At 74.6% G+C, this 24355-nt stretch carries 22 protein-coding genes; 11 read left to right on the forward strand and 11 right to left on the reverse strand.

Annotation, left to right across the window (positions count from 1 at the left end):
* Window positions 1-41: 41 nt before the first annotated feature.
* Window positions 42-878 carry an aldo/keto reductase gene (locus ABT092_RS21015; protein WP_351246021.1) on the forward strand — a complete coding sequence of 279 codons (837 nt, stop codon included), beginning with the start codon at window positions 42-44 and terminating at the stop codon, window positions 876-878.
* Window positions 879-953: 75 nt separating this feature from the next.
* Here ABT092_RS21015 and ABT092_RS21020 read toward each other — a convergent pair whose 3' ends face one another.
* On the reverse strand, window positions 954-1862 hold the full coding sequence (locus ABT092_RS21020) for a class I SAM-dependent methyltransferase (RefSeq protein ID WP_351246023.1): 909 nt from the start codon (window positions 1860-1862) through the stop codon (window positions 954-956).
* 297 nt (window positions 1863-2159) lie between these two features.
* On the opposite strand from ABT092_RS21020, the gene ABT092_RS21025 reads away from it, so the two are divergent.
* Together ABT092_RS21025 and ABT092_RS21030 are read left to right on the forward strand one after the other, a co-directional pair.
* Window positions 2160-3005, forward strand: coding sequence for a helix-turn-helix domain-containing protein (locus ABT092_RS21025; protein ID WP_351246024.1), 846 nt, complete (start codon window positions 2160-2162; stop codon window positions 3003-3005).
* Window positions 3006-3233: 228 nt separating this feature from the next.
* Entirely contained in the window at window positions 3234-4187 is a 954-nt protein-coding gene (locus ABT092_RS21030; RefSeq protein ID WP_351246025.1) for a Sco1979 family transcriptional regulator, read from the forward strand.
* A 13-nt stretch (window positions 4188-4200) separates the two neighbouring features.
* Here the strand turns inward: ABT092_RS21030 and ABT092_RS21035 are convergent, their stop codons facing one another.
* A complete protein-coding gene (locus ABT092_RS21035) occupies window positions 4201-4893 on the reverse strand; it encodes a MerR family transcriptional regulator (protein WP_351246026.1) in 693 nt (230 codons plus the stop codon).
* A 106-nt stretch (window positions 4894-4999) separates the two neighbouring features.
* Here ABT092_RS21035 and ABT092_RS21040 point away from each other — a divergent pair, with 106 nt between their 5' ends.
* The 3 genes from ABT092_RS21040 (at window position 5000) to ABT092_RS21050 (ending at window position 8227) form a co-directional block, all read left to right on the forward strand.
* A complete protein-coding gene (locus ABT092_RS21040) occupies window positions 5000-5971 on the forward strand; it encodes a hypothetical protein (protein ID WP_351246028.1) in 972 nt (323 codons plus the stop codon).
* Window positions 5968-6444: an ABA4-like family protein gene (locus tag ABT092_RS21045; RefSeq protein WP_351246030.1), complete on the forward strand. Its 477-nt coding sequence runs from the start codon at window positions 5968-5970 to the stop codon at window positions 6442-6444. Before ABT092_RS21040 ends, ABT092_RS21045 begins: the two co-directional genes overlap by 4 nt.
* 154 nt (window positions 6445-6598) lie before the next feature.
* Window positions 6599-8227 carry a flavin-containing monooxygenase gene (locus ABT092_RS21050; protein WP_351246032.1) on the forward strand — a complete coding sequence of 543 codons (1629 nt, stop codon included), beginning with the start codon at window positions 6599-6601 and terminating at the stop codon, window positions 8225-8227.
* Window positions 8228-8286: 59 nt separating this feature from the next.
* Here the strand turns inward: ABT092_RS21050 and ABT092_RS21055 are convergent, their stop codons facing one another.
* The 3 genes from ABT092_RS21055 to ABT092_RS21065 all read right to left on the reverse strand — a co-directional run bounded on the left by ABT092_RS21055 (window position 8287) and on the right by ABT092_RS21065 (window position 11683).
* Entirely contained in the window at window positions 8287-8712 is a 426-nt protein-coding gene (locus tag ABT092_RS21055) for an OsmC family protein (RefSeq protein WP_351246034.1), read from the reverse strand.
* Between the two features lie 98 nt (window positions 8713-8810).
* The gene (locus tag ABT092_RS21060; protein WP_351246036.1) at window positions 8811-10625 is read right to left on the reverse strand and encodes a vWA domain-containing protein; all 1815 of its coding nucleotides are present in this window, start codon (window positions 10623-10625) and stop codon (window positions 8811-8813) included.
* On the reverse strand, window positions 10622-11683 hold the full coding sequence (locus ABT092_RS21065; RefSeq protein ID WP_351246038.1) for an ATP-binding protein: 1062 nt from the start codon (window positions 11681-11683) through the stop codon (window positions 10622-10624). The genes ABT092_RS21060 and ABT092_RS21065 overlap by 4 nt, the downstream gene beginning before the upstream one ends.
* Before the next feature lie 162 nt (window positions 11684-11845).
* On the opposite strand from ABT092_RS21065, the gene ABT092_RS21070 reads away from it, so the two are divergent.
* On the forward strand, window positions 11846-12397 hold the full coding sequence (locus tag ABT092_RS21070) for a hypothetical protein (RefSeq protein ID WP_351246040.1): 552 nt from the start codon (window positions 11846-11848) through the stop codon (window positions 12395-12397).
* Here ABT092_RS21070 and ABT092_RS21075 read toward each other — a convergent pair.
* On the reverse strand, window positions 12301-14556 hold the full coding sequence (locus ABT092_RS21075) for a phage holin family protein (protein ID WP_351246042.1): 2256 nt from the start codon (window positions 14554-14556) through the stop codon (window positions 12301-12303). The genes ABT092_RS21070 and ABT092_RS21075 overlap by 97 nt on opposite strands.
* A 162-nt stretch (window positions 14557-14718) precedes the next feature.
* Window positions 14719-15171, reverse strand: coding sequence for a hypothetical protein (locus ABT092_RS21080; RefSeq protein ID WP_351246044.1), 453 nt, complete (start codon window positions 15169-15171; stop codon window positions 14719-14721).
* Window positions 15172-15254: 83 nt separating this feature from the next.
* Here ABT092_RS21080 and ABT092_RS21085 point away from each other — a divergent pair, with 83 nt between their 5' ends.
* Both ABT092_RS21085 and ABT092_RS21090 read left to right on the forward strand, forming a co-directional pair.
* Window positions 15255-16028 carry an MBL fold metallo-hydrolase gene (locus ABT092_RS21085; RefSeq protein ID WP_351246046.1) on the forward strand — a complete coding sequence of 258 codons (774 nt, stop codon included), beginning with the start codon at window positions 15255-15257 and terminating at the stop codon, window positions 16026-16028.
* Window positions 16025-16657 (forward strand): DedA family protein, encoded by a 633-nt coding sequence (locus tag ABT092_RS21090; protein ID WP_351246048.1) that lies wholly within the window; start codon window positions 16025-16027, stop codon window positions 16655-16657. The genes ABT092_RS21085 and ABT092_RS21090 overlap by 4 nt, the downstream gene beginning before the upstream one ends.
* A 14-nt stretch (window positions 16658-16671) precedes the next feature.
* Here ABT092_RS21090 and ABT092_RS21095 read toward each other — a convergent pair whose 3' ends face one another.
* Entirely contained in the window at window positions 16672-17784 is a 1113-nt protein-coding gene (locus ABT092_RS21095; RefSeq protein WP_351246050.1) for an MBL fold metallo-hydrolase, read from the reverse strand.
* Complete coding sequence (locus ABT092_RS21100; protein WP_351246052.1) at window positions 17781-19067, reverse strand: aminotransferase class I/II-fold pyridoxal phosphate-dependent enzyme; 1287 nt, start codon at window positions 19065-19067, stop codon at window positions 17781-17783. Before ABT092_RS21100 ends, ABT092_RS21095 begins: the two co-directional genes overlap by 4 nt.
* Window positions 19068-19311: 244 nt before the next feature.
* Between ABT092_RS21100 and ABT092_RS21105 the strand changes: the two genes are divergently transcribed.
* Window positions 19312-20523 (forward strand): serine hydrolase domain-containing protein, encoded by a 1212-nt coding sequence (locus tag ABT092_RS21105; RefSeq protein ID WP_351246054.1) that lies wholly within the window; start codon window positions 19312-19314, stop codon window positions 20521-20523.
* A gap of 12 nt (window positions 20524-20535) precedes the next feature.
* Here the strand turns inward: ABT092_RS21105 and ABT092_RS21110 are convergent, their stop codons facing one another.
* The gene (locus tag ABT092_RS21110) at window positions 20536-20775 is read right to left on the reverse strand and encodes a DUF6158 family protein (RefSeq protein WP_351246056.1); all 240 of its coding nucleotides are present in this window, start codon (window positions 20773-20775) and stop codon (window positions 20536-20538) included.
* Window positions 20776-20868: 93 nt separating this feature from the next.
* On the reverse strand, window positions 20869-22488 hold the full coding sequence (locus ABT092_RS21115) for an ABC-F family ATP-binding cassette domain-containing protein (protein ID WP_351246058.1): 1620 nt from the start codon (window positions 22486-22488) through the stop codon (window positions 20869-20871).
* Window positions 22489-22580: 92 nt separating this feature from the next.
* On the opposite strand from ABT092_RS21115, the gene ABT092_RS21120 reads away from it, so the two are divergent.
* Window positions 22581-24155: a bifunctional phosphatase PAP2/diacylglycerol kinase family protein gene (locus tag ABT092_RS21120; RefSeq protein ID WP_351246060.1), complete on the forward strand. Its 1575-nt coding sequence runs from the start codon at window positions 22581-22583 to the stop codon at window positions 24153-24155.
* The last annotated feature ends 200 nt before the right edge of the window (window positions 24156-24355 follow it).

The raw sequence follows: 24355 nt of genomic DNA on the forward strand, positions 1-24355 counted from the left end.
CTCCAGCGGCTTGACCCCACGACGCGAAGGATCGTATTCCCGTGAGCAGCAAGGTCCCCCCGGTCATCCTGAACAACGGCGTCGAGATGCCCCAGCTGGGGTTCGGCGTCTGGCAGGTCCCGGACGCCGAGGCGGAGCGGGCCGTGGCCACGGCCCTGGAGGCCGGCTACCGCAGCGTGGACACCGCCGCCATCTACGAGAACGAGACGGGCACCGGGCGGGCGCTCGCGGCCTCGGGCCTGCCCCGCGAGGAGCTGTTCGTCACCACCAAGCTGTGGAACGGCGACCAGGGGTACGACGCCACGATGCGCGCCTTCGACGCCTCCCTCGCCCGGTTGGGCCTGGACCGCGTGGACCTGTACCTGATCCACTGGCCCGTGCCGGCGCTGGGCAAGGCGGTCGACACCTACCGGGCGTTCGAGAAGATCCACGCGGAGGGGCGCGCCACGTCCATCGGGGTGTCGAACTTCCTCCCGGAGCACCTGGAGCGGTTGATCGAGGCCACGTCGATCATCCCGGCCGTCAACCAGATCGAGTTGCATCCCCGGCTCCAGCAGCGGGAGGCGCGCGCGTTCCACGCCCAGCAGGGCATCGCGACGGAGGCGTGGTCGCCGCTCGGCCAGGGCAAGGGCCTGCTGGAGGTGCCGGCGATCGTGGCCATCGCGCAGAAGCACGGGCGCACGCCGGCGCAGGTGGTGCTGCGCTGGCACGTCCAGCTGGGGAACGTGGTGATCCCGAAGTCGGTGACGCCGTCCCGGATCGTCGAGAACATCGATGTGTACGGCTTCGAACTGGACACCGAGGACCTCGCCGCGATCAGTGCCCTGAACGAGAACCACCGGCTGGGCCCGGACCCGGCCGGCTTCAACGTGACCTGACCTTCACCGTGACCTGACCGGCGGACCCGCCCCGGGTGGCCGGAGCCGCGGTGGGCCCGTGGCTCCGGCCCCCGCTCAGGCCGGGTCGGCGACGGCCGTGTGCACGGTCCGCGCCGTGAGCAGGAAGACGTCGGGGCGTCGGGCGAGCCCGTCGGCGGCCTCGGGGTCGAGGAGCCGGTCCAGAGCGGCGAGGTCGGCCGGGTCGAGGACCTCGCCGAGCGCCCCCCAGCGGCGGCCGACGGCGGCGATGACGTAGTCGCGTTCGTGGTCGGTCAGCGGCGCGGTGCGGTCCAGCAGGAAGGTCTTGCTCCCGGTGGGTCGCAGCCCGGCCGCGGCCAGCAGGGCGGGCCAGTCCTCGGTCTCGCGCACGGTGCCGGGCAATTCGGTGCGCATCGCCGTGAAGCGGTCCTGTTCGGCGGCGTCGATCCGGGCCTGGAGGCCCGGGCGGCCGAAGCCGATGTCACGGGGCAGCACGCGGGTGGGCAGGCCGCCCTCCAGGAGGGCGACGACCCCGCCGGGGGCGACCCGCCGGGCGACGGCGGTGAGCGCGGCCCGTTGGTCCCCCACGTGGTGCAGGGAGTTGCCGAGCCACACCAGGTCGGCGGGGTCCAGGGCGTCGAGTCCGTCCGGGAGTTCGGCCCGCTGGGTGCGGACCCGGTCGGCCACTCCGGCGCGGGCGGCCCGTTCACCGGCCCGGCCGAGGAGGTACTCCTCGGGGTCCACGGCGGTGACCTCGGCCTCCCGGAACGCCTCGGCGAGCAGGCAGGAGACGACTCCGGGGCCGCTGCCCACGTCGAGGATCCGCCCGGGGGCCGGGTGGGAGGCGGCGAGCCAGTGGGCGACGTCCCGGTACAGCGGCGCCATCACTTCGCCCTCCTGTTCGAGGTAGGGGCCCATCTCGGTCCAGTCCATGGCGTGCTGACCCGACCCGTGGTGGTGTCCGTGGGGGGCCTGCGGGCCGTGCTGGTGCGGGGTGTGCGCCATGGGTCGCCTTCCGTGTGCGGGGCGGCGCGCCGGGTGGCGCCGCTCCGGTCAGGGTGCGCGGCCCGGGTGTCGGGGGCCAGTGGCGTTGCCGGTCCGGCAAACCGGACGGTCGACGCCCTACGGTCACGCCTGGCGGATTCACGCCAGGCGGGGCGGGGCACCGGAACCGGACGCAACCGACTCGCCCCCTTTCACCCCGGTTGTTCCCGCCGCGTGCGGGGCGCGACGGCGGGACGGGGCCCGGCGGGCGCTCCGGGGGTTCCACACCGGACGCACGGGTCGATTACGGTCGGGGGCATGAGCACCCCGGCCGCGGCCGTCCACCGACCCGCCCGCAGGAGCGCCGCCCTCCCCGAGGGGGCGCGGAGCGTCGGACCGCTGCTGCGCGACTGGCGCGAGCGACGGCGGCTCAGCCAGCTCGAACTGGCCTTGCGTGCGGACTCGTCGGCGCGGCACATCAGCTTCGTGGAGACGGGGCGGTCCCGTCCCAGCGAGGAGTTGATCCTCCGGCTCGCCGATCACCTGGACGTCCCCGTGCGCGAGCGCAACGCCCTGTTGTTGGCCGCCGGTTATGCGCCCCGGTTCCCGGAGACGTCGATGGACGACCCGGCGCTGGGCGAGCTGCGCGAGGCCCTGGAACAGTTGCTGCGCGGCTACGAACCGTATCCGGCGCTGGTGGTCGACGGGACGTACCGGGTGGTCGCGGCGAACCGGGGCATCACGATGCTGCTGGCGGGGGTCCCCGAACACCTGTTGGCCCCGCCGATGAACGCGATGCGGCTGACCTTGCACCCGGAGGGCCTCGCGCGGCGCATCCGGAACCTGGCCGAGTGGCGGGGGCACCTGCTGGAGCAGATGGCCCGCCAGATCGCGCTCGACCGTTCGCCCGCGGCCCGGGAACTGTACGAGGAGGTCGCGGCCTATCCGGTGCTCGACCCGGGTAGGAAGGCGACGGAGAACTCCGGGGCACCGTACTTCGCGCTGCCGATGCAGTTGGAGCACGAGGGCCGCCTGCTCTCGTTCGTGTCGTCCATCGCCACCTTCAACACCCCGATGGACGTGACCGTCGCGGAGCTCGCCATCGAGACCTTCGTCCCCGCAGATCGGAGCACCGCCGACTACCTTCGGTCACTGGAATTCTGACGGAGCGTCACCATCACGGGCCCCTGCTCGCCGCCCGAGGAACCCCGTGTGACATCCACCACGAAGGAGCCTCCGGCGCCGCCGGTTCTCTTCCCCTAACGCCCGGTTCCCACCCCGCACCGAACCCGTGACCGGAACGTAACTTCCTCTGCGAACGGCGGAGCGGCCCCGCCCCGTAGCGGCGACATGACACACTGCTCACGTGTTCGGCAGGTGGGGAGGCGTGACATGAGCGAACGGCGTGCCGCGCCGACCGTGGGACAGGTCGTCCTCGGCAAGCGGCTGAAGGATCTGCGGGAGGCCAAGGGCCTGAGCCGCGAGCAGGCCGCGGGCGAACTGCGGGTCACCGCGGCCACCGTCCGGCGGATGGAGACCGCCGAGGTGGCGCTGAAGGTGCCGTACGTCCACATCCTGCTGCCGCTGTACGGAGCGTCCACCGAGGAGACGGACGCCTTCCTCTCCCTGGTCGAGGACGCCAACCGGCCGGGGTGGTGGCAGCGGTACCACGACGTGCTGCCCGAGTGGTTCAGCCTGTACGTGAGCCTGGAGGCGGAGGCCCGGCTCATCCGGTCGTACGAACCGCACTTCGTGCCGGGCATCCTCCAGACCGATCGCTACGCCCGCGAGGTGATGACCGCGGGCACCATCGGCCACTCCCACCCCGAAGAGGTGGAGCGCCACGTCGCCCTGCGCCTCGACCGGCAACAGCTGTTGGCCAAGCCCGAGGCCCCACACCTGTGGATCATCATGGACGAGACGGTGCTCCGCCGCCCGGTCGCGAGCGCCGAGGTGATGGCCGAGCAGATGGACCGGCTGGTCACCGCCGCCCACGCGCCCCGGCTCACGCTCCAGGTGGCGGAGTTCGCGGAGGGACCCCATCCGGGGACGTACGGGCCGTTCTCGCTGTTCCGGTTCACCCAGCCGGAGTTGCCGGACATGGTCTACTGCGAGTTCCTGACCGGGGCGCTGTACCTGGACTCCCCCATCGAGGTGGCCAACCACCTGGAGGTCCTCGACCACATGTCGGCGCAGGCCGCCTCCACGGACCGCACCCGGGAGATCCTGCGGGACGCCCGCGACCACTACCGGTCCCTGGTCAAGGACGAGGACGCCTTCCCGGTCGAGGCGCTCGGTGCGGCCGAGCGGTGCGAGGCCGGCGCCGCGCGGCACCACCCCGGGTAGGGCCCGGGCGGGTTCAGCCCCCGTCGACCGCCGGCTCCGTGCTCGGCCCGGCGGCTCCCGCCCCGTGCATCCGGGCCGAACGGTCCACCTGGGCGAGGTGCCGCAGTGCGGCGAACATGGCCTCCCCCACCACCGTCCCGACGATGACGCCCTCCACCACCTCGTCGAGGGTGCGCCGGCCCGACACGAAGTCGAGGTCCGCCCGCGCCACCGCCTCCGCGGCCTCGGCGTAGTCGTCGAGCACCACCGCGAACCCGTCGAGTCCCACCCCGTCCAGCGCCGCGAGCGCCACGGCCAGCGCCTCGACGCCCGGACAGGTCTGCTGCACCCGCCAGCCCCGACGGGCGATCAGTTCGAGCGCCCGGGCACGAGCCGCCGTCAGCACCTCGTCCCGCTCGGGCTCCGTCTCCGCGGACCCCTGCGCCGGCGTCGGGCGGATCAGCACGTCGGAGGCGGCGCCCAGCACGCTGTGCAGCGAGCGGCCGGAGTCGTCGACCGCGGCCAGCACCTCCCGGATCACGGCGACCCGCAGGCCCCCGACGTCCAGCAGGGCCCGGATCAGCCGTAGTCGGTGCTGGTGGGACTCGCCGTAGGTCGCCTGGTTGCGGTGGGTCAGCTCACCGGCCGGCAGCAGCCCCTCCCGCAGGTAGTACTTGATCGTCGGCACCGGGACCCCGGTGCTGCGGCTCAACTCGCCGATGCGCACGACCCCGCTCGCCCTTCCTCGCCCTTGCGTCTACCGGTCCCCATCCTAGATAGTGCACAACAGAAAGCAGATAGTACTGCTATCCATAAATGGAACGGGGGTCTCCATGTCTTCCTGGCGTTCCTGGCATCGACCGTTGATGCTCTTCGCCGCCCTGATGGTCGCGACGGGCCTGCTCTCCGCGGTGGGCCTGCTCCTCGACGACCGCACCCTGGTGGGCTCGCCCATCTGGTTCAAGCCCTTCAAGTTCTCGGTCTCGTTGCTGGCGTACGCGCTGTCGTTGGCCTGGATGCTCTCGCTCGTCACCCGCGCCCGCAGGGCGGCTTGGTGGGCCGGCACGGTCATCGCCCTCACCGGCACCGTCGAAATGGTCCTCATCATCGGCCAGGTGCTCCGCGGCCGGCGCAGCCACTTCAACCACGAGACCGCCTTCGACTCCGCCCTCTACGACGTCATGGGCCTCAGCGTCGCGGTGCTGTGGACGGCCGCCCTGGTCATCGCCGTCCTGCTGTTCCGTTCCCGGCTCGCCGACCGCGCCTCCGCCTGGGCGCTGCGCCTCGGCTCGGTGATCGCACTGGCCGGCGCGGGAGTGGGATTCCTAATGGCCCAACCCACCGCCGCCCAGCGGGCCTCGATGGGCGACGGCCCGTTGGACGTGGTCGGCGCGCACAGCGTGGGCGTGCCCGACGGCGGCCCCTCGATGCCGCTCACCGGGTGGTCCACCACCGGCGGCGACCTGCGCATCCCCCACTTCGTCGGCATGCACGCCCTCCAGCTGCTGCCCCTGCTGCTGCTCGTCCTCGCCGCACTCGCCCCGCACCTGCCCCGGCTCGGCACGGAGACGGTTCGGGTACGCCTCGTGCTCACCGCTTCGGGCGGCTACGCGGGGCTGCTGGCCCTGGTGACCTGGCAGGCCCTGCGCGGACAACCGCTGCTGCGCCCCGACGCCGTCACCCTCGCCCTCGGTGCCGCCCTGGTCGCGGGCACCCTGCTCGCCGGCCTGGTCGCGCTGCGGGCAGGGGCCGGCTCCCCGCCGGACCCCGCCGCCGCGCAACGGCACGAGGCGGCCTCCGCATGACCGGACTCCTCTTCGACCTCGCGTTCTGGTGCGCCGCGCCCGTCTGGGCCCTCATGGTCCTCGCCCCCCGTTGGAGCGTGACGGTGCGGATCGCGTCCTCGCCGTGGACCGCGCTGCCGGTGCTCGCCGTCTACACGGCGCTCGCCCTTGCGGCCTGGCCCGAGCTCTGGGCCCTCGTCAGTTCGCCCACCCTGGAGGGCATGCACCGACTGACCGCGCTGGCCGGCGGCGCGGGGGCCGTCTGGGCCCAGATCATCGCCTGGGACCTGCTCATCGGACAGTGGATCTTCCTGGAGGCCCGCCGCTTGCGGCTCAACCCCCTGGTGACCAGCCCGCTGCTGGTCCTGACGATCCTGCTGTCGCCCTTCGCCCTCCTGCTCTTCCTGCTCCTGCGAGCGGCGCTCGGCCGCCGGCGACGGGACGGGACCGGAACCCCCGGCACGCCGCCGACCCGGCACTCCGTGGCGACCTAGCCCGAGAAGACGCGAGAACCGGCCAATGCGGGGTGGGCAATCCGGCCGTTCCCTGCCGGCCGGTGGCGCACCCTGCCACCACTGGAGCAGCATCGACGCGTCCCCGTGCGCGGAATGGCGGTTCCGCGGCGATCCACCCTGCCCAGGAGCCCCCATGCCCGCCGCCGCAGCCCGCATCCCCGACGCGCCCGCCCCGCACACCGACGCCGTCGTCGTCGGGGCCGGGATGTCCGGGCTGTACCAATTGCTCAGGCTGCGGGAACTGGGGCTGCGGACGCGGGTGTTCGAAGCGGGGGACGACGTCGGCGGCACCTGGTACTGGAACCGCTACCCCGGGGCCCGGTGCGACATCGAGTCGATGACGTACTCCTACTCCTTCTCCCCCGAACTGGACCAGGAGTGGGTCTGGTCCGAGAGGTACGCCACCCAGCCCGAGATCCTGCGCTACCTGCGCCATGTGGCCGACCGGTTCGGGCTGCGCCCGCACCTCACCCTGGGCACCCGCGTCACCCGCGCCGTCTACGACGAGCGCCACCGCTGGTGGGAGGTGTCGACGGACACCGGCGAGCGGGTCACCACCCGGTTCCTGATCATGGCCTCGGGTTGTTCCACCGTGCCCAAGGACCCGGAGGTGCCGGGACTCGACGCCTTCGCGGGCCCCGTGCACCACACCGCGCGCTGGCCGCGCACCGGTGCGGACCTCGACGACCGCCGGGTCGCGGTCATCGGCACCGGTTCCTCGGGGGTGCAGTGCATTCCGCTGATCGCCCGCCGGGCCGCCGCCCTGACCGTGTTCCAACGCACCCCGGTCTACGCACTCCCCGCCCTCAACCGGCCGCTGAGCGGACCCGAGGTCACCGCGCGCAAGGCGGAGTACCCGGCGTTCCGGGACGCACAGCGCCGCAGCAAGGGCGGCTCGGTGCTCCCGATGCCCACCCGGTCGGCGCTGGAGGCGTCGGCGGCGGAGCGCGTCGAACGGTACGAGGCCGCCTGGTCCGAGGGCGTCCTCAGCGCCCTGTTGCGCTCGTACACCGACCTGTTGGTGGACCGGACGGCGAACGAGACAGTCGCCGAGTTCGTCCGCGGCAAGATCCGTGCAACCGTCACCGACCCGGCCACCGCCGAACTGCTCTCGCCGCGCACCTACCCCTTCGGCACCAAGCGGCCCTGTCTGGACACCGGCTACTACACGACGTTCAACCAGCCGCACGTGCGCCTGGTCGACCTGCGGCGCACCCCGTTGGTGGAGGTCACGGCCAAGGGGCTGCGCACCGAGGAGGAGGAGTTCCCCGCGGACGTCCTGGTGCTGGCGACCGGTTTCGACGCCATGACGGGCGCCCTGACCGGCATCGACCTGGTCGGACGGGACGGGGTGACCCTGCGCGAGAAGTGGGCGCGGGGTCCGCTCACCTATCTGGGGCTCGCCGCGGCCGGATTCCCCAACCTGTTCACGGTGACCGGGCCGCTCAGCCCCTCGGTGCTCACCAACATGGCGGTCTCCATCGAGCAGCACGTGGAGTGGATCACGGACTGCGTCCGGTTCCTGCGGGACGGCGGCTGGACCGAGATCGAGGCGACCGGGGCGGCCGAACGGGACTGGGTCCGGCACGCCGCCGAGGTCGCGGACCGCACCCTCTACCCGGCCGCGGAGTCCTGGTACACGGGGGCGAACGTCCCCGGGAAGGCCCGCGGCTTCCTCGCCTACACCAGCGGAGCCGACGTCTACCGCGAGCGCTGCGACGCGGTCGCCCGCGACGGCTACTCGGGCTTCACCCTCGCCTGAACCCCCGTGGGCCCGGGTGGTGCCGTGCCCCGTACCGGAGGCACGGCACCACCACGGGATCAGACCAGCTTCGCCGACAGCGTGATCGTCGTGCCGGTGAGGGCCTGGCTGACGGGGCAGTTGGCCTTGGCGTTCTCGGCGGCGGCGACGAAGGTCTCCTCGTCGACGCCCGGAACGGTGCCCTCGACGGTGAGGTGGATGCCGGTGATGCCCTCGCCCGGCTGGAAGGTCACGTCGGCCGAGGTGACCAGCTTGGTCGACGGGGTGCCCGCGCCGGCCAGGCCGTGCGACAGCGCCATCGAGAAGCAGCTGGAGTGCGCGGCGGCGATCAGTTCCTCGGGGCTGGTCTTGCCGTTGGCCTGCTCGGCGCGGGACGGCCAGGACACCGGCTGCTCGCCGATGCCGGAGGAGTCGAAGGTGACGACACCGTTGCCCTGGAGGAGGTTGCCTTCCCAAACGGTGTGCGCGGAGCGCGTGGTTGCCACGTGAGTGCCCTTTCCTGACGTACGGCCGGGTCCCCGTCGACGGGGACCGTCGCCCCCCATCCGATCACACTCCGGGGCGGGCGCGCGCGCCCACCCGCTCAGTGCACCCGGAACACCGGCCCCCGGGCGTGGAACGGGAGCCCTGCGCCCTGGGGGACCAGGTAGGCGTGTTCGCGGCGGATGCGCAGCACGTCGCAGTCGCCGTCGGTGATGACCAACAGCGGCGCACCGGGCGGGAAGTCCTCGGCGCGGGCCAGCAGGTCGACCGCGGGCTGGAGCACGGTCCCGCCGCGGCCGGTGACCCGGACCCGGCCGGCGATCTCCTCGACGGGGAGGTACCCGGCGTCGTGGGGGGCGGCGTCGCAGAACACCACCCGGGCCGCGGGCACGTCGCGGGCGGCGGCGTAGGAGGCGATGGCGCCCAGTGCCTTGCCGAGCAGTTCCCTCGGCATCGAGCCGGAGGTGTCCAGGACCACGCCGAAGGTGCAGCGGGCCACCTCCTCGGGCGGGAACCAGCGTCCGGCGCGCGGGATGTCCGGGGTCGACGCCTGTCGTCGGGAGGGCCGGGCGAAGCTGCGCAGCGACTCGGGACGGGGGACCTGGGCGTCGAACCAGCGGGCCAACCGGGCGTCCCAGGGCAGCGGCGGGTGGCTGAGCGCCCGGATCTCCTCCACCAGCCCCGCGGGCAACAGCCCCCGTTCCTGGTACCCGTGCAGGTCGAAGCCCTGGACCAGGCCGCGGCGGTAGAACTCGTCGAGGTCGACGTAGACGCCGGCGGAGCGGGCCGGCGGCTCCCCGAGGATGTCGCCGCGCCCCTTGCCGCGCAGGGTGCCCAGCCGGCGCATCCGGCGCAGGTCGACCGTGATCCGGTCGTACACCTCCTCGACCGACAGATCGGCCAGGGCGGCGTCGTGCAGCAGTCCCTCGGGCATCTCGCCGACGTCCATCGTGTGTAGCCACCCGTTGACGACGTAGTCCGCCGCGACGTTGAAGAGGTACGGGTCCCGGCCGCCGAGCCGTTCGCCGTGGCGGAGCGCGGCGTGCAGCATCTCGTGGGCCAGGACGAACCGCCACTCCTCCTCGGTGAGGTGGGCGAGGGGGTTGACGTAGATCTCGCCCGCCCCCGGATGGACGGCGGCGATCGCGATGTCGTGGCTGCGGGCCACCCCGGCATCGGCGACGACGGTCATCCCGGCGGCGATCCCGCCGAGCAGGGGGTAGGAGGAGACGAACCAGTTCAGCGCCAGGTCCCAGGGGTGCAGCGCCGGTGCGTCGGCGTCGGCGGAGGTCCGGCGTCCGCCGGCCACGTCCATCGCCAGGGAGACGCCGCGGGTGAGTTCCCGGGCGAACGCCTCCCGCCAGTCGGGGGGATTCGGCTGGCACGGTTCCTCGGGCCAGGGCACCAGGATCTGGTCGGGGGAAGCGCCTGCGGTGCCGCAGCGTTCGTGGGCGGGCGGCAGACCGTCGCGGCGCCAGCGGGCGGCGAGTTGCTCCTCGTCGCCGCCGGGCCAGTGCGCGGGCAGGTCCTCGGGGGCGCGCCCGCAGGGGAACGTCTCCTGGAAGCGGCTGACCACGGTGCAGCGGGCGGCGGTGTCGAACCGGTCCGGCTGGATCCGCACTCCGGTCGCCGCCGGGACGTGACCGAATCCCAGGTGGATGACGCAGTGGGCGATCGCCCAGGCCCAGGCGTCGGGTGCGGCCCGGCGGGTGGGGTTGACGTGCAGCACGCCCGTGGAGTCGATGCGGCACAGCCCCTCGCGGGGGCAGTCGCAGCACTTCTTGGTGCGGCACACCCGGGGTTCCAGGGCGGCCAGCGCGGGGTTGGCGAGGGCGCTGCGCAGCCCGGCGGCGAACGCCTCGGCAGCCGGGTCGCTGGTCTTCGGTTGCCGGCGGGCCGGGCCGCGGCGGCTCACCGTCGGGCCTCCACCAGACGGGGCATGTCGCGGACCGCCTCGATGAGGAACCAGGCGGGCAGTACCGGTTGGCCGGCCGCGTCGTCGGCGATGACGGTCTGGGCGACCTCCACGGAGATCTCCGCGAGTTGCACCAGCAGGGACTTGGCCCGGTAGGCGGTCTGGCGGACCGTCGGCGACACGTGCTCCCGGTCGGCGGGCAGTTCCTTGATGAGCCGGCCCCGGAACGCTTCGGCGAGGTAGTAGAGCAGGTCCCGGTCGCCCCGGCCGCGGGGCCAGGAGGCGTCGCCCTTGATGATGGCCTCGATGCCGTAGGCGTGCCGCACGATCTTCACGTAGCCGCAGAAGGCGACGGCGTGCGCCGGGGAGAGCGTGCCGTGGGCGACGATCTGCACGGTGTCCTCGTCGATGCCCGGCCCGAAGGAGTGCAGGGCGTCGGAGAGCATGTGCCAGGAGCGGGGCGTGGAGAACGGCTCCTCGGTCTTGGGCGGGGTGGACCACAGGTGGTCGGGTCGGTCGGTGAGGTGGTCGAGGACCCAGGGGTGGATGTCGTGGCCGGCGGCCCAGGTCAGCCAGTCGGTCGCGGAGGCCCGGAGGTGGACGTGGGTCAGCCGGTTGAGCAGCGCGGAGGCCATCGGGCGGGCGAGCGCGTTGTCGGTGGCCCGGTTGCCGGCACCGATCACCAGGGACCCTTCGGGCAGTTCGTAACTGCCGATGCGCCGGTCGAGGATCAGCGAGTAGAACGCCTTCTGCACGTCGGGCGTGGAGGCGTTCAGCTCGTCGAGGAAGAGGCAGTACGGCTCGTCGCGGGCGATGGTCTCGGGCGGGCAGAACACGGACCGTCCGTCACGGATCTGGGGAACGCCGATCAGGTCCTCGGGGGCGAGCTGGGTGCCGAGCAGGCTCACGCACTCCAGGCCGAGGGAGTCCGCGAACTGCCGTACCAGGGAGGACTTTCCGATGCCGGGCGCGCCCCAGAGGAACACCGGTCGCACGGTCGCGAGGCCCAGCAGCAGTTCGGGGATCCGGGAGGGGGTGACGGTGACGGCGGACTGCACTCGGCGGCTCCAGCGGGTGGGGACGGGGGGCGGGCCGGCGGGCGGAGCACCGACCGGAGCCACCAGTGTGCCGGGCGGGTCCTGCCGGTGCAGCTGCATTTCGCGCGGCCTCCGGAAGCCACCGACCGGACCTGGCCGGGCCGCCCTCGGTAGGCTCCCCGCATGGACGGTGGAGCCGTGGTCGGACTGCGCGTGCGGGGCACGCCCACGCTGGGGCACGTCGACTTCGACGTCCTCGACGGGTACCGCTTCGCGGACGGTGGTGGGTTCCCGCCCTCGTACCGCGCGTTCGTCCGCTGCGCCGGGTGGGGGCGCGCCTTCGGTCTGTGGCTGGTCCTTCCGCCGGTGCTCGCCGGGTACGCCGACGGCTGCCAGGGGCGTGGCGCGGAGCTCACGGAGCGTTTCCGGGCGGCGTACCGCGAGGGCGAGCGCGAGGGCTTCGACTGGATGGTGGAACCGGACGGCCACTGGGCCCTGCCCGGCTCGCTGGAGGTCTTCGCCCGGAGCGAGAACGGCGACGTGCTGCTCTGGGAGACCGCCTCGCGCACCGCCGCGGGGGAGTTCCCCGTCTGGGAGTCGCGCCGCTCCGACACCCTGCACCGCCTCGGTGCGGACCTCTACGAGGCGCTGCCGCTGGTGCGCGCCCGGTCCGAGGAGGCCCTGGGCGTCCGCCCGTTCGACGTGGAGCCGCTGCCGGCCGTCCGGCTCGGGTGACCTCCCCGGTCGGGCTCCTCCGGGGGGACGGCGGTGGGGGGCGTGCGGACGGTACGGGTGGCGGTGAGCGGTATCTGGGGGCCTTCGGTCTCGGCGAGCCAGGTGCGGAACACCCGGTGCAGGTGCTCCGCGCCGACGAGTTCCGCGCCGTCCGTCCGGGGATCGGGCAGGTCGAGGGGGTGGAGCAGGAACGGACGGTTCTGGTCGCCGCCGAGTCCGCCGTGCGAGCCGATCTGTTCCTCGAAGGCGAGGACCTCGCCGCTCTGCGGGTCGTACCAGGAGTTCACCATGATGTCGGCGACGTGCGGGAAGGCGTGGGTGCGCCGGACCGCGTCGGCGGCGCCCGGACCGAAGTCGGCGAGCGGGCCGGGGGTGCGGTCGAGTTCGGTGAGCGGGACCGCGAGGCCGCGGGGGCCCAGCACCACCCCGCCGTGCTCCTCGTCGGCGACGAGGAGGAAGCCGATGCCGGGGTGATTGGCGAGGGTGGACAGCAGGGCGGGGTGGCGGCGGTCGATCTCCTGACGGGTCATCCGGTGCGGCACGTCGGGGAAGGACACCAGGCCGAGGTTGCCGGAGGCCAGGACCAGGGGCTCCGCGCGGGGTGTCGGGGCGTCCGGCACGGAGGAGGGCTCCTCGACGGGGCGGTGCAGGGCGGCCCGGACCGCGGCGCGGGCTTCGGCGCCGCTGTGGGTGCGGTGCGCCCGCCGCGGCACCGGTAGTCCGCAGCCGGCGCGGACGAGGTTGCCGAGGCTGAGGCCGTAGCGGCCGAGGAACGTTTCCCCGGGGCTCTGGCCGTGGTCGGAGAGGACCACGATGCGGTAGGGGCGGGGTGCGTGTTCGGCGACCTCCGCCAGCAGGGCCAGCGAGCGGTCCAGCCGGGTGAGGACGCGCTCGGTGTCGCCGCTGCGGGGGCCGGAGTGGTGGGCGACCTCGTCGTAGGCGACCAGGTCGGCGTAGACGGCGCCGCGGCCGGCGAGCATGTCACCGAGGACCGCGGCCACCACGACGTCGCGTTCCACGACCGTCGCGAAGGCCCGCACCAGGGGGTAGAGGCCGCCGCGGGACACCCGCGGGCGGTCGTGCCGCAGCCGGGACCGGGTGGACTGGGTGATCTCGCGGGACACTTCCGCGACGAAGGAGAGGGCGGTGCGGACCGCGTTGGCCGGGTCGCTGAAGTACGCGAAGTACCCGGCGCGGGACCGGTTCTCCCGGCCGCGTCGGGCGGAGACCGAGAGCACCAGGGCGAGTTGGTCGGCGCCGCCGCTGAACAGGTTGCCCCGGCTGGCCCCGTCGAGGGCGAGCAGCCCGGGGCCGCCGGTGCGTGCGACGGCGCGCCGTTGCAGTTCGGCGGCGCTGGTGGGGCGGTTGCACACCACCACCTCGCGGGTGTCCTTCTCGTACCAGCGGAAGGCGGGGACGTCGTGGTTGCTGCCGTGCAGGATGCCGAGTTGGCTGGCCCCGGTCTGGCTGGACCAGTCGGTGCGCCAGGGGATCAGCCCGTGGGTGGCGGTGCCCGTCGGGGCCCCGGGCCCGTCGGCCGGGTCGGGGACGCCGAGCCAGGCCGCGACGGTGGGCATCAGCCCGTGGTCGACGGCGTGCACGAGGACGTCGTGGCCCACGCCGTCGAGTTGGATGAACACGGTGCCGGGGGTGCCCGGGCACCTGTCGGTGCGGGCGCGCCGGCGGGCCGCCAGCCGGGAGAGGCGGCGCCGGTAGGCGTCGTCGTCGCGGACCGCGAGGGCCGCGCCGGTCGCCGAGGCCACGGCGGACATCACCGCGGCGACGACCACCGCGGTCTCGGGGGCGACCTCGCCCCGGCCGGCCGGGTTGAGGCGCATCGCGAGCAGGAGCAGGGAACCGTTCAGGAAGAACACCAGCAGCCCGAGCACCAACGCCGGCACCAGCAGCAGGGCGCGCACCAGCAGCGGCCAGACCAGTGCGCTGAGCAGGCCGAACGCTCCGGCGCCGAGGGCTGCGGTGACGGCGATGCGGGTGGCGCTGTCGCCGTCGGCCGACTGGAGGCGGAAGTCGGGCAGGATGCCGGCGAGGACGAGCATGGTGAGCGTGCTGACCGCCCACACGGTGACCGAGCGCCATGCGGCACTGCCGATCCGCCGCCATCGTCCCGTGGCCACCCGACGTCCACCCGCCTCACGCATCCGCTTCCCCGTCCACCCTCGCACACCCCGGGGTGACGTCGCCCGGCGCCCGGAGGCGTCGCCGGTCGGGAGCGCACCCCGGGCACCCGTGCGCCCGCCGTCCGCTCCGGGGCGCACGTCCGTACGCGCCGGAGCGGGCCGTGGCGCAGGGGAGGCGGGAGGTCAGCGGCCGTCGTACCCCGCGGTGGGCATCGACAGCCTGCGGTGCACCCGGGCCTTCATCTCCGCGTCGTACGCCGGTTCCGCGGAGCCCACCGTCTCCACCCGCACCCCGCGCCGGGCGCATTCGGCGGTGAACTCGTCCACGGAGCGCAGGGCGCGCTCCAGCACCCGGCGGCTGGGCGCCACGAACAGGTCGACCTGGCCGTCGTCGACGTCGGTCCACAGGGCGCGGTGGTCGAACCGGAGGGCGTGCACCAGGAGCTCGCGGGTGATCACGTAGCCCTGTGCGGCGGCCCAGCGGGCGCACATCGCGTACTGGCTCCGCGAGTCCACCAGGAACGGGTCGGCGTCCAGTTCCTCCAGCGGGGTCAGGCTCGCGATCGCCGCGACCCGTACCGCGCCGGCCGTGTCGCCGTCGTCAACGCCGCCGTCGCCGTTGCCGTCGCTGTCCATGCGAGCCCCTCACGTCATCGTTCGGGCGTCGACCCTACCGCTGCCCGTAGGCTCGGGGGGAGTCGCGTGGAGGAGGAAGACCGGTGCCGGTGGAGATCACCTGGTGGGGGCACGCCACCTGCACGGTGGAGGATTCGGGGACCCGGGTGCTCACCGACCCGCTGTTCGCGCGGCGGCTGGCCCACCTGCGGCGCCGCCGGGGCGCCGTGCCACCGGGGCGCGCGCGGGCGGCCGACCTGGTCCTCGTCTCGCATCTGCACGCCGATCACCTGCACGTGCCGTCGTTGGCGGCGCTCCCCTCGGGCACCCGGGTCGTGGTGCCGCGCGGCGCCCTGCGGGCGGTGCCGGCGCTGCGCCGGCTCACCGGGGCACGGATCACCGAGGTCGCGCCGGGCGAGGAGCTCGTGCACGGGGACCTGTCGGTGCGTGCGGTCTCCGCGGCGCACGACGGGCGGCGGCTGCCGGTGGGTCCGCGGCGCTCGCCCGCCCTGGGATTCGTGGTGAGCGGCCAGGCCCGGACGTACTTCGCGGGGGACACCGGGCTGTTCGAGGGCATGGCGGCCGAGGTGGGGCCGGTGGACGTGGCGCTGCTGCCGGTCGGCGGCTGGGGCCCGTTCCTGGGCCACGGGCACCTGGACGCGGGCCGGGCGGCGGAGGCGGCGGCCCGGCTGGCCCCGCGCAGCGCGGTGCCGGTGCACTACGGCACCTACTGGCCGATCGGGATGGACGGGGTGCGCCCGCACGAGTTCCACTCCCCCGGTGACGAGTTCGTGCGGTCGGTCGCGGCACGGGCGCCGGGCGTGGCGGTGCACCTGTTGGGGCACGGCGAGAGCGTGCGGCCGGAGGTCGGCCGGTGAACTGGTTGGCCGCTTCGGCGGTGCCGCACGAGTCCACCCAGCAGGCACTCGGATATCCGTCGCTGTTCCTGCTGGTGCTGATCGGGGCGTTGGTGCCGGTGGTGCCGACGGGCGCGTTGGTGAGTTCGGCGGCGGTGGTCGCGTTCCACCAGACCGCGCCGTTCGCCCTGCTCCTGGTGTTCGTGGTGGCCTCGTTGGCGGCGCTCGTCGGGGACGTGACCCTGTACTGGTTGGGGCAGCGGGGGCTCCGGTCGCGGGGCGGCTCGCGCTGGCTCGGGGCGATCCGGGCGCACGCCCCCGCGGACCGGTTGGCCCGGGCCCAGCAGGGGCTCCAGGACCACGGGGTGGCGGTGCTGGTGCTGTCCCGGCTGGTGCCGGCCGGGCGGATTCCGGTGATGCTGGCCTGTCTGCTGGCCGAGTGGCCGGTGCACCGGTTCGCCCGGGGCGCCGTGCCGGCCGCCCTGGCCTGGGCGGTGACCTACCAGTTGATCGGCATCCTCGGCGGGGCGTTGTTCGCGGAGCCCTGGGAGGGCGTCGCCACCGCGGTGGGTCTGACGCTGCTGCTGAGCGCGGTGCCGGCGGTGTGGCGGCGGCTGCGCGGTCACCGGGCCCCGGGGGCGTCGGGCTGACGGGCGGCGGGCGGTCAGGCGGGGGCGGGCAGCAGCCGTGAGCCGCCGACCGGCAGGTCCCACAGGTCCGCGCGGTCGAGTCCGGCGGTCCGCCAGGCGGCCCGGACCCGGTGGAGGGGCTCCAGCACCGGTTCGGCGGAGAGCAGGAAGGTGCCCCAGTGCATGGGGGCCATGCGACGGGCGCCGAGGTCCCGCACGGCCCGGACGGCCTCCTCCGGGTCGCAGTGCACGTCCCTCAGCCACCAGCGCGGGGCGTAGGCGCCGATCGGCAGCAGGGCCAGGTCGATGCCCGGGTAGCGGCGGCCGATCCGGTCGAACCAGTGGCCGTACCCGGTGTCGCCGGCGAAGTACAGCCGCTGCCCGTGGGCGTCGGTGAGCACCCAGCCGCCCCACAGGCTGCGGCAGGTGTCGAGCAGGGTGCGCTTGGACCAGTGGTGGGCGGGGACGAAGTCGAAGCGGACGCCGCCCAGGGTGCTGCCCTGCCACCAGTCGAGCTCGGTGATCCGTTCGAAGCGGCGCCGGTGGAACCAGCGGCCGAGGCCGGCCGGGACGAGGACGGGGGTGTCCCGGGGCAGCCGGCGCAGGGTGGGGGCGTCCAGGTGGTCGTAGTGGTTGTGGCTGATGAGGACCGCGTCCACGGGCGGGAGCGCTTCCCAGGCCACGCCGACCGGGGTGACCCGGGCGGGGGTGCCGAGGATGCGACGGGACCACACGGGGTCGGTGAGGACGGTCAGTCCGCCGATCCGCACCACCCAACTCGCGTGCCCCGCCCAGGTGACGGCGAGGGTGCGGGCGTCGACGCGGGGCAGCGGCCCCGGGGCGAACGGCAGTCGGGGGACGTCCCGCAGCCCGTCCGGGCGGGGCCGCAGGGCGCCCTCGCGGGCCAGCCGGGCGAGGGCGCCGGGCCCGGGCAGCGGGGAGGTGAGCCGATCGGCGAAGGACTTCGGCCACAGCCGGCGGGGCGTGGACGCGGGGACGTCGGCCGGGGGCCGGGGGGCGGCCGGGGGCGGCGCCGTCGTGGTCCCGCCCGGCGGGGCGACACCGGCCCGGTGGGCGCCGGGCGGAGCCGGGGGGCGGCCCGGGCCGGGGGTCGCCGTGCGCGGGGGCTCGGAGCGGTGACGGGTCATCGGGGGCGCTCCCTTCGCTGGGCGTCGGCGCGGCGGGCATCGGCGCGGAGGCCGTCCAGGACGGCCGCGAACATCGTCACCGCGTCCCGTACGGCGGGCACGTCCAGCGGGTCCGCGGCGGTGAGCGAGGCGGTCCGCTCGGGGGCGGTGGCGCCCAGGAACGCCGCCGTGTCCAAGCGGACCCGGAGCGCGGCGGGGTCGTCGCCGAAGCGGTGGCCGCCGGGGACCGGGAAGCCCAGCAGCCCGGTGAGGTGGTCCTCCAGCTCCTGGGCGTCGCCGACGCCGCGGGCGGCGAGCGCCTCCCCCAGCGGACCGAGGTCCGCGTACAGCTGCCGTCCGCCGCACGGCGGCAGCGCGAGGGCGCCGGCGGTGCGGAGCACCCCGTGCAGGGCGGCGGCCAGTCGGCCGTGCACCCGGGCGGCGTCGACGGCCTGGGCGACCACCTCCTCGGGTTCGGCGAGGGCGTGCGCTGCGGCCGCGGCCACCGGGGCGGCGAGGACGGCACCGATGCCGGCGAGGACGTCCAGTACCTCGTCGTGGAGCACGGCTCCCCGGTCGGTGGCCGGGAACCGGGCCACGGCCACCGGCCAGCCGCCGGGCAGCAGCGCTCCGGCCAGGTCGGTGAGCACGGTCACCTCCGCGGGCAGCATTCCGGCCGGTCCGGCCAGCACCGGGGCCCGGCCGGCGGGGACGGGGTGGACGGTGTCCCGCCAGGTCTCGTCGCTGACGACGTGCAGGCCCGCCTCGGTGGCGGCCGTCACCGCCTCGTGGAGCAGTTCGGGCGGGGCCGCGGTGCCGGTGGGGTCGTCCACCACGGCCAGGACCAGCAGCCGGGGGTCACCGCCCTCGTCCCGGATCCGCCGCACCGTCTCCCACAGCGCGTACGGGTCGGGCACCCCGCCGCACTCGGCGGGGGTCGCCACCGGATGCGCGGTCCGGCCCAGCAACGGGGCCTGGGGCAGCCACCAGGCCGGGCAGGGCCGCGGCAGGAGCAGGTCCCCGCCGAGGGCGGCGGCGAGCGCGAGCAGCAGCGGGGCGCCCCCCGGGGCCGCGGCGACCTGTTCCCGGGCGGTGGCCAGGCCCCGCCGCGCCCAGTAGCCGCAGGCGGCGGCCCGCAGGGCGGGGCCGCCGCCGAGCGGTTCGGCGCCGGGCGCGGCCCCGGCCAGGGCCCGGCCGGTCCCGGGCGGCTCGGGGCGTCCGGTGCCGGGCCGGGGCGGGGCGTGGCGGAGCGCGCCGTGGCCGGTGGGCGGGCCGGCGCCGACCGCCTCGTCCGTCCACCGCATGGGCACCTCCGCCGTGGGTCGGGCACCCGGCCGGTGCCCGGCGCTCTGGTACTCAGGGTTCCGTCGTTGGGGGGCGTCCGCGACCGGACGGGGGCCGAGGGGTGCGGGGCGGCGGTCCGCGGGCGGGCGGCGAGACGACCGAGGGCGGGGTCAACGACCCTGAACCACGCAGGAGTCAACCCCGTGGCACCGGTCGGAGTCATCTTCGACGACCGGGACGGGCCCGGGACCGAAGGAGCGGGGAATGACGACGAGACGTGCGGCGCGGGCGGCTGCGGTGGGCATCGCGGCGGCGGTCGTGGCGAGCGTGTGCACGGTCCCGGCAGCGGCGCAGGGGGCGGGGGGAGGTGCCGCGGAGCGCGGGGCGACCCAACGCGCCTTCGAGCGGGTGGTGGCGAACGGGGCGTACGGCGTCACCGGCCAGGCACGGAAGGGGCACGGGGTGTGGAAGGGCGCCGCCGGCGTCGGCGACGTGCGGACGGGAGCCCCCCGCGGCAAGAACGACCGGTTCCGGATCGCCAGCATCACCAAGACGTTCGTGGCGACGGTGCTGCTCCAGCAGGAGGCCGAGGGCAAGCTGGATCTCGACGACACGGTGGAGCGGTGGCTCCCGGGGCTGGTGCGCGGCAACGGGCACGACGGACGGAACATCACCGTCCGTCAGCTCCTCAACCACACCAGCGGGGTGTTCGACTACCTCAGCGACGAGGACTACATGCGGGACTACATGTTCGCGCCGAACTACCTCAAGAACCGCTTCCTGGACCGCGCCCCCGAGGTGGCCGTGGCGGTGGCGATGCGGCACGCGCCCACCGGCCCGCCCGGTGCCCGCCAGAGCTACTCGAACACCAACTACGTGCTGGCCGCACTGGTCATGGAGAAGGCGGGCGGCCGTTCCTACGAGCGGGAGGTGCGGGAGCGGATCATCAAGCCCCTGAAGCTGCGCGGCACCGTGATGCCGGGCAACACCCTGGGGCTGCCGCAGCCCAGCAGCCGCTCGTACTCGGTCCTGTCGCCGGACCCGAACGCGACGAAGGTCTACGACGTGACCCTCCAGAACGGCAGCCAGTCGTGGGCGGAGGGCGACATGATCTCCAGTGCCGGGGACCTGAACCGGTTCCTCGGGGCGCTGCTCGGCGGTGAGCTGTTGCCCGCCCGGCAGCTGGAGGCGATGAAGACGCTGGTGCCGGACGAGTCGGACCCGGGGACCGGGTACGGGCTGGGCCTGGAGAAGATGCGGACGGCCTGCGGCACGGTCTGGGGCCACACCGGCGGCTGGATGGGGTCGGTCACCGTGGCGATGGCCACCGAGGACGGGAAGCACTCCCTGGCCTACAACCTCAACAGCGACTGGACCTCGAAGGGGCTGGAGGCCCCCTTGAACGCCGAGTTCTGCGGCACGGAGCCGGAGGGCGCCGGTCCGGCCGGGGGCCGGGACGGGGTTGTGAGGCGGTAGGGGCGCGCGGGGTCAGCCGGGGCCGGCCAGGGGGGTGCGTTCGCGTGCCCCCTCCCGGGTCCGGCCGGAGGCCACCGGTCGGCGCGGGTGGCGGCGCAGGTACTCGCCCTCCAGTTCGGCCATCCTGGCGTTGTGCATCCGCAGCGCGTCGTTGGAGCCGTGCAGCAGGGTGTCGTGGCGGGTGCGGTGGATGGTCTCCAGTTCCCGCATGAGCTGCTGGTCGTCCAGCCGCGCGGGTTCGACTCCGGTCATGGTGCACCACCCCGCTCGGATCGTGTGCGTCCTCCTCCCACTCTCCCCGCTGGACGCCCGCCCCGCCTGTCGGGCGGGGCGGGCGTGCTCGGGTCAGCGGGCGCGGGTGACCCGGCGTTCGTCCCAGACGGGTTCCGGGGTCTCACGGACCCGCCCGTCGCTGCCGAACACCAGGAACCGGTCGAAGCCGCGCGCGAACCAGCGGTCGTGGGTGACCGCGAGCACCGTGCCGTCGAAGGCCTCCAAGCCCTCCTGGAGGGCGTCCGCCGACTCCAGGTCGAGGTTGTCGGTGGGCTCGTCGAGGAGCAGCGCGGTGGCCCCGGCCAGCTCCAGCAGCAGGATCTGGAAGCGGGCCTGCTGCCCGCCCGAGAGCCGGTCGAAGGACTGTTCGGCCTGGGCGGTCAGCTCGTAGCGGCGCAGCAGGGACGAGGCCGCCCCCCGGTCCCGGGCGTGCTCGCGCCACAGGATGTCCAACAGGGTGCGTCCGGCCAGCTCGGGGTGGGCGTGGGTCTGGGCGAAGTGTCCCGGGACCACCCGGGCCCCCAGTTTCCACAGGCCCTGGTGGGCGACCTCCCCGCCGGCCAGCAGCCGCAGGAAGTGCGACTTGCCGGAGCCGTTGGAGCCGAGGACGGCGACCCGCTCGCCGTAGAAGACCTCCAGGTCGAACGGCTTCATCAGCCCGCTCAGCTCCAGGCCCTCGCAGGTGATCGCGCGCACTCCGGTGCGGCCGCCGCGCAGCCGCATCCGGATGTCCTGCTCACGGGGCGGCTCGGGCGGCGGCCCGGCCTCCTCGAACTTGCGCAGCCGGGTCTGGGCCGCCTTGTAGCGGGAGGCCAGCTCGTGGCTGATCTCGGCGGCCTGGCGCAGGTTGAGCACCAGCTTCTTCAGCTGGGCGTGCTTCTCGTCCCAGCGGCGCCGCAGTTCCTCGAACCGGGCGAAGCGCTCCTTGCGGGCCTCGTGGAAGGTGGCGAAGCCGGCGCCGTGCACCCAGGCGTCGGCCCCGGCGGGGCCGGGCTCCACGCTGACGATGCGGTCGGCGGCGCGGGCGAGCAGTTCCCGGTCGTGGGAGACGAACAGGACCGTCTTGCGGGTCTCCCGCAGTTGCTCCTCCAGCCAGCGCTTGCCGGGCACGTCGAGGTAGTTGTCGGGCTCGTCCAGCAGCAGCACCTCGTCGGTGCCGCGCAGCAGGGCCTCCAGGACCAGTCGCTTCTGTTCGCCGCCGCTGAGGGTGCGCACCTCGCGCCACTGGGCGCGTTCGTAGGGGACGCCGAGCGCCGCCACCGTGCACACGTCCCAGAGCGTCTCGGCCTCGTAGCCGCGCACCTCGGCCCAGTCGGCGAGGGCCTGGGCGTACTGGAGCTGGGCGGCCTCGTCGTCGACGGTCATGATCGCGTGCTCCGCGCGGTCCACCGCTCGGGCGGCGGCCCGGATGCGGGGCTCGGCGACCAACACCAGCAGGTCACGGACGGTGGTCTCGTCGCGTACGGAGCCGATGAACTGGCGCATCACCCCGAGGCCGCCGCTCACCGTGACGGTGCCGCCGTGCGGTTTCAGCTCGCCGGAGATCAACCTCAGCAGCGTGGTCTTGCCGGCCCCGTTGGGTCCGACCAGTGCCACGGCCGCCCCCTCGCCGACCCGGAACGAGACGTCGCCGAGCAGCGGTCTGCCGTCCGGGAGGTCGTAGGCGAGGTGCGCGGCTTCGAGGTGTCCCATGGGGTCGCATTCTCCGGTGTCGGCGGCGGGGGACCAAATGCATTTCGTCACTCGCCCGGGATCGATCGGGCCCGAGCGGGTAGACGAGCCCCATGCGTCCTGACCAGGTTGATCACGAAGGGTTCGGGTTCCGCCCGGTCCCGCTGGGGGTGCGCCGCGCCGGTCGCGCGGCGTACGAGCGGCTGCGGAGGGCGACGGGCGAGCCCCCGGTGCCGCCCTCGTTCAAGGACCGGCTGGCGACGGTGGACACCCGGTTGTTCGAGTCGGTCGCCGACCACCACTGGCCGTACGGCGACCGGGTGCTGCCCCGGCTGAGCCGCAGCGCCAACCACGGGTTGCTGTGGGGTGCGGTCGCGGCGGGCCTGGTGCTGACCCGCTCGCGGCGGGCCCGCCGGGGCGCGGTGCGGGGGATGGCCTCGCTGGCGGTGGCCTCGGCGACGATCAACACCCTGGGCAAGCGTTCGGTGCGCCGGGCCCGGCCGGTGCTGGACGCCGTGCCGGTGGTGCGGCGGCTGAAGCGGCAGCCGATCACGACCTCGTTCCCCTCGGGGCACGCGGCCTCGGCGGCCGCGTTCGCGGCGGGGGTGGCCCTGGAGTCCCGCGGGTGGGGTGCGGTGGTGGCGCCGATCGCCTTCTCGGTGGCCTTCTCCCGGGTCTACACGGGGGTGCACTACCCGGCGGACGTGCTGGCGGGGGCAGCCCTCGGGGTGGGGGCGGCCTTCGCGGTGCGGGGCCTGGTGCCGACCCGCGACCAGTTGCCCTCGCCGGGGCGCCCGCTGGTGGACACGCCCGCGCTGCCCGGCGGGCGGGGGCTGGTGATGGTCGTCAACGCCGGCGCGGGCACTCCGGACCGGGTGCGGGCCTTGCGCGAGGCGCTGCCGTTGATGGAGGTCGTGGAGACCACGGGCCCCGATCTGGCGCGGGAGTTGGAGGCGGCGGCACAGCGCGCGGTGGCGCTGGGGGCGTGCGGCGGGGACGGCACGGTGAACACGGCGGCGGCCACCGCGCTGCGGCACGGTCTGCCGCTGGCGGTGCTGCCGGGCGGCACGCTCAACCACTTCACCTACGACCTGGGGGTCGAGGACCCGCAGGACCTGGTGCGGGCGGTGGAGCGCGGGCAGGCGGTGGCGGTGGACGTGGGGCGCTTCCGCTCGGGACCGGAGGGGACCTCGGGGATCTTCCTCAACACGTTCAGCCTGGGGGTGTACCCGGAGTTGGTGCACGAGCGGGAGCGGTGGTCGGGGCGGATCGGCGGGCGGCTGGCGGACGTGGTGGCGGCCGTGCACGTGCGCCGGCGGAGCCGGCCGCTGCGGGCGGTGGTGGACGGCCGTCGACGGGCGCTGTGGCTGTTGTTCGCGGGGAACTGCACCTACGGCCGGATGGGGCTGACCGCGGGGCGGCGGGTGGACCTGGCGGACGGGTTGCTGGACGTGCGGGCGGTGCACGGCGGGCGCTGGCCGGGCGTGCGCCTGCTCGGGGCGGCCCTGGCGGGGCCGCTGTCCCGGTCGCCGTTCCACGCGGCGGTGCGCCGGCTGCGGGTGCGGGTGGAGGGGATCGCCCCGGGGACCCGGCTGGCGTTCGACGGGGAGATCGGGCCGTGCGGTCCGGTGCTGCGGGTCGACAAGCTGCACGAGGCGCTGACGGTGTACCGACCGCTCACCCTGTGACCCGACGTCTCATCATTCAAGACGTCCTGTCTCAAGATGCGATCGGGGGCGTACGGTCGGAGGGACGGTCCGGGGTGCCGTGGAGCGGCGGTCCGGACCGTCCCGAGCCGCGCCGCGACCCGCGTCGGGCGGGCCCGGGCCGTGGTCGACGCGGGAGGGCCGGGACCGCCGTCCGGGCCAGGGGACACCGGGACAGGGGA

The organism is Streptomyces sp. NPDC002490, assembly GCF_040296045.1.
Classification (GTDB): domain Bacteria; phylum Actinomycetota; class Actinomycetes; order Streptomycetales; family Streptomycetaceae; genus Streptomyces.

What these genes read in the sequence shown, in the direction of transcription:
- ABT092_RS21020 (WP_351246023.1), bottom strand. Translation starts at nt 1,862, where the DNA reads ATGGCGCACACCCCGCACCAGCACGGCCCGCAGGCCCCCCACGGACAC.
- ABT092_RS21030 (WP_351246025.1), top strand. Translation starts at nt 3,234, where the DNA reads ATGAGCGAACGGCGTGCCGCGCCGACCGTGGGACAGGTCGTCCTCGGC.
- ABT092_RS21105 (WP_351246054.1), top strand. Translation starts at nt 19,312, where the DNA reads ATGACGACGAGACGTGCGGCGCGGGCGGCTGCGGTGGGCATCGCGGCG.
- ABT092_RS21045 (WP_351246030.1), top strand. Translation starts at nt 5,968, where the DNA reads ATGACCGGACTCCTCTTCGACCTCGCGTTCTGGTGCGCCGCGCCCGTC.
- ABT092_RS21070 (WP_351246040.1), top strand. Translation starts at nt 11,846, where the DNA reads ATGGACGGTGGAGCCGTGGTCGGACTGCGCGTGCGGGGCACGCCCACG.
- ABT092_RS21095 (WP_351246050.1), bottom strand. Translation starts at nt 17,784, where the DNA reads ATGACCCGTCACCGCTCCGAGCCCCCGCGCACGGCGACCCCCGGCCCG.
- ABT092_RS21040 (WP_351246028.1), top strand. Translation starts at nt 5,000, where the DNA reads ATGTCTTCCTGGCGTTCCTGGCATCGACCGTTGATGCTCTTCGCCGCC.
- ABT092_RS21110 (WP_351246056.1), bottom strand. Translation starts at nt 20,775, where the DNA reads ATGACCGGAGTCGAACCCGCGCGGCTGGACGACCAGCAGCTCATGCGG.
- ABT092_RS21075 (WP_351246042.1), bottom strand. Translation starts at nt 14,556, where the DNA reads ATGCGTGAGGCGGGTGGACGTCGGGTGGCCACGGGACGATGGCGGCGG.
- ABT092_RS21025 (WP_351246024.1), top strand. Translation starts at nt 2,160, where the DNA reads ATGAGCACCCCGGCCGCGGCCGTCCACCGACCCGCCCGCAGGAGCGCC.
- ABT092_RS21080 (WP_351246044.1), bottom strand. Translation starts at nt 15,171, where the DNA reads ATGGACAGCGACGGCAACGGCGACGGCGGCGTTGACGACGGCGACACG.
- ABT092_RS21120 (WP_351246060.1), top strand. Translation starts at nt 22,581, where the DNA reads ATGCGTCCTGACCAGGTTGATCACGAAGGGTTCGGGTTCCGCCCGGTC.
- ABT092_RS21115 (WP_351246058.1), bottom strand. Translation starts at nt 22,488, where the DNA reads ATGGGACACCTCGAAGCCGCGCACCTCGCCTACGACCTCCCGGACGGC.
- ABT092_RS21050 (WP_351246032.1), top strand. Translation starts at nt 6,599, where the DNA reads ATGCCCGCCGCCGCAGCCCGCATCCCCGACGCGCCCGCCCCGCACACC.
- ABT092_RS21100 (WP_351246052.1), bottom strand. Translation starts at nt 19,067, where the DNA reads ATGCGGTGGACGGACGAGGCGGTCGGCGCCGGCCCGCCCACCGGCCAC.